Origin of the sequence: Enterobacter cloacae complex sp. S1, from assembly GCF_014930525.1 — a bacterium.
Taxonomy (GTDB): Bacteria; Pseudomonadota; Gammaproteobacteria; order Enterobacterales; family Enterobacteriaceae; genus Enterobacter; species Enterobacter hormaechei_C.
The window spans coordinates 1-1,053 of sequence record NZ_JADBRE010000074.1; the positions used below are offsets into that span (position 1 = coordinate 1).

At 33.0% G+C, this 1,053-nt stretch carries 1 protein-coding gene and 2 pseudogenes; all 3 read right to left on the reverse strand.

Going from position 1 to position 1,053, the window contains the following annotated elements; all coding sequences use genetic code 11:
- Positions 1–123, reverse strand: a pseudogene (locus tag IM290_RS21740) (hypothetical protein); the annotation flags it as partial.
- A gap of 40 nt (positions 124–163) precedes the next feature.
- Positions 164–562, reverse strand: coding sequence for a hypothetical protein (locus IM290_RS21460; RefSeq protein WP_047061894.1), 399 nt, complete (start codon positions 560–562; stop codon positions 164–166).
- Positions 563–1,053, reverse strand: a pseudogene (locus IM290_RS21465) (DNA-binding protein); the annotation flags it as partial.

The window sequence follows — 1,053 nt, forward strand, 5'->3', positions numbered from 1 at the left end:
TTTATAAACGAATCGATCAAGCAGTAATAGATACCTTTCCATTAAGTTAATATTTGTTTTATCCATAATATGCATCCTTGCAATAGTGAAATTTTGTCGTCCTGACAAGAAAATAAATAACATAATATTTTACCATGTCAATAGCTAAAACCTATCAATTCTATTAAAGGTATTTTGCAGGTAATGGATTATTAAGTTCTTCAATCGTTATTTGTTTAAGGTGAGCATTATAAAGCCACACTTTGAACTGTTCTAAATAGCGTTCATTTAATGCCTTCAAAGCTTCATTTTCTGCTTCAAGTCTTCTAATTCGTTGAGAAGCCACTTTTAAATTAGCAGGTTTTACAGTGTGTAATGCACCAGATTTGATAGTGGCTTTTTTCACACTGAAGCTTTCTGCAATCCTTACATGACTACTTAAGGATTGTCTTGATGGTCTTTTCCCAATAATCCTTACTAACCTGTCGCACAAAGCGTCCCAAGTTAGTTTTTCATCTATAGACCATGTGTTAATAACATCTACAATCTTCTTCTCATGATAACCATTTATATGCTTAGCCATTTATTCTCCTTTTTTTATTCTCTTATGGAATTCATACCATCTATCAGCATTTATGTTACCATCATTTTTATCATACAGTGTTCTTTTTAAAATTTTATCGTGAATGTTTGAAATCGTTTCGTTATCTAAACCAGAATTCTCAATCGGATAATGTTCACACGGCTTAAACGCATATGAGTGCTTGCAGTAGCCATGTTTTGATACAAGTACTGCACCACTACTAAGTGAGTCAAACTCATTAAGATCCACCACTGGAATATCCTTTATTCTGTGCTCATTAACACATACTGATAACTTTTGTTCTCTTATTGCTTTAGACATTTGAAGATGCGATCTATGGTCATAAGAAACATTTTGAGAAATAAGCTTACGTCCAGACCAGCGAGCAATACTAAATTCATCCATACCATTTATTTGAGCAAATGTGTTGAGAAGATGCCTCAGTTGATGTGTTCTTAGCAAATATGGGCTACCATCTTCATTTATATAAC

Bases quoted from the DNA above. Each gene is read 5' to 3' on its own strand.
- IM290_RS21460 (WP_047061894.1), bottom strand. From the start codon at position 562: ATGGCTAAGCATATAAATGGTTATCATGAGAAGAAGATTGTAGATGTT.